Raw genomic sequence first — 2,527 nt, 5'->3', positions numbered from 1 at the left:
GCCCGGAGGACCCCGCGACCTCCTACGCGGAACTCCAGCGCTGGTCGGTCGAGGAACTGGACACCTTCTGGCGTGCGATCGCCGAGTGGTTCGACGTCCGCTTCACCACCCCGTACCGCTCCGCGCTGGGCGAGGACCGGATGCCGGGCGCCACCTGGTTCCCCGGTGCCACGCTCAACTACGCCGAACACGCGCTGCGCGCCGGCGAGGACCCGGACCGCGCGGAACAGCCGGCGCTCCTCCACGTCGACGAGGCCCAGCAGGTCACCCCGGTCAGCTGGGCCGACCTGCGCCGGCAGGTCGGCTCACTCGCCGCGGAACTGCGCGCGCTGGGAGTCCGCCCCGGCGACCGGGTCAGCGGCTACCTCCCCAACGTGCCGCAGGCCACGATCGCGCTCCTCGCCACCGCCGCGGTCGGCGCCGTGTGGACCTCCTGCGCACCCGACTTCGGCGCCCGCAGCGTCCTGGACCGCTTCCAGCAGGTGGAACCGGTCGTCCTGTTCGCCGTCGACGGCTACCGCTACGGCGGCAAGTCCCACGACCGCACCGAGACCGTCGCCGAGCTGCGGCGCGAGATGCCCGGGCTCCGCGCCGTCGTCCACGTGCCGCTGCTCGGCGCGCCCGCCCCCGAGGGCGCGCTCGCATGGGACGACCTCACCTCCGCCGACGTCGAACCGGCCTACGAGCAGGTGCCCTTCGACCATCCGCTGTGGGTGCTCTACTCCTCCGGCACCACCGGGCTGCCCAAGGCGATCGTCCAGTCCCAGGGCGGCATCCTGCTCGAACACCTCAAGCAGCTCGCGCTCCACTGCGACCTCGGCCGGGACGACCGGTTCTTCTGGTACACCTCCACCGGCTGGATGATGTGGAACTTCCTCGTCTCCGGTCTGCTCACCGGGACCACCGTCGTCCTCTACGACGGCAGCCCCGGGTACCCGGGCACGGACGCCCAGTGGCGCGTGGCCGAACTCACCGGCGCCACCTTCTACGGCACCTCCGCCGCCTACGTGATGGCCTGCCGGAAGGCCGACGTCCACCCGGCCCGCGACCTCGACCTGACACGCCTGCGGTGCGTCGCCACCACCGGATCCCCGCTGCCACCCGACGGCTTCCGGTGGCTGCGGGACGAGGTGGCCGGCCCCGACGGCGAGCTGTGGATCGCCTCCGTCAGCGGCGGCACCGACGTGTGCAGCTGCTTCGCCGGCGCCGTGCCCGTGCTCCCGGTGCACCTCGGCGAACTCCAGGCCGCCTGCCTGGGCACCGACCTCCAGTCCTGGGACCCGCAGGGCAAACCGCTCGTCGACGAGGTCGGTGAACTGGTCGTCACCCGGCCGATGCCCTCCATGCCCATTCACTTCTGGAACGACCCCGACGGCACCCGCTACCACGACAGCTACTTCGACACCTACCCGGGCGTCTGGCGCCACGGCGACTGGATCACCCTCACGTCCCGCGGCTCGGTGGTCATCCACGGCCGCTCCGACTCGACCCTCAACCGACAGGGCGTGCGGATGGGTTCGGCCGACATCTACGAGGCCGTGGAGAGGTTGCCCGAGATCCGCGAATCCCTGGTCATCGGAGTCGAGGAACCCGACGGCGGCTACTGGATGCCGCTGTTCGTCCACCTCGCCGAGGGCACCCGCCTCGACGACCGACTGCGCGACAGGGTGAAGACCACGATCCGCGCCGAACTCTCCCCCCGGCACGTCCCCGACGAGATCATCGAGGTCACCGCGGTACCGCACACCCTCACCGGCAAGCGACTGGAGGTGCCGGTCAAGCGCCTCCTCCAGGGCACCCCCCTGGCCAAGGCCGTGAACCCCGGCTCGGTGGACAACGTGGAGCTGCTGCGCTTCTACGAGAAGCTGGGCCAAGAACGCGCCGCCGCGCGCTGACCCGGACCGGGCCACCCGGACCGGGCCGCGAAGGCCCGTTGTCAGACCCCCTGGCTACGGTGAGTGACGACCACATCGCCCTAGCCAGGGGGAGACCATGGCACACCGCCACCCGTCAGCCGCCGCCCGGAACAGCCGCCGCCGACACACTGCCACCGCACGGGGCACCGGCCGCCGGTGCTCACCGCCGCCGAGGCGCCGCCTGCCGCGCCGACTGCTCCGCCGCGAGGCGCCGACCACCGTCGCGCTCCTGCCCGACGAACGGGCGTTCGCGACGATGCGCCGGTACCGCAGCTTCCGCTTCGACCACTACGGCGCCTACCGGCGGGCGACCGCCGGCCTGCTCCGCACCCTCGCCGCCCGCACGGAACACGTCCAGGTCACGCTGCTCGACCCGCAGGACTACGCCGACTACTGCACCACCACGGGGACGAACCCCGACACGGCCGCCGCCCGCGCCCGCTACACCGCCGACCGGCAACGCCGCGTACTCACCTACCGTGGCCAGCGCCTCACCGAACTTGTCAACCGACTCCGCGCGGTCGAGGCGACCCGGCCGGCCGACACCGGGGCGCCCTCCCCGCAGCGGCCCGACAAACCGAAGCGCCCGCCGAGCGCCCTGACCCCCGACC

General features: G+C 72.7%; 2 protein-coding genes. Both read left to right on the top strand.

From position 1 onward, the window contains the following. Positions 1–1,895 (top strand): acetoacetate--CoA ligase (locus tag GL263_RS24960; protein ID WP_182858004.1); only part of this gene is annotated, 1,895 nt, incomplete at its 5' end. Between the two features lie 97 nt (positions 1,896–1,992). Continuing rightward, the coding region (locus tag GL263_RS24955; RefSeq protein ID WP_500294576.1) for a DUF8829 domain-containing protein at positions 1,993–2,527 on the top strand (535 nt) is incomplete at its 3' end.

Source organism: Streptomyces durbertensis (assembly GCF_014156695.1).
Taxonomy (GTDB): domain Bacteria; phylum Actinomycetota; class Actinomycetes; order Streptomycetales; family Streptomycetaceae; genus Streptomyces; species Streptomyces durbertensis.
The sequence above is the reverse complement of the archived record's forward strand: the minus strand, read 5'-3'. Positions and strand labels throughout refer to the sequence as shown.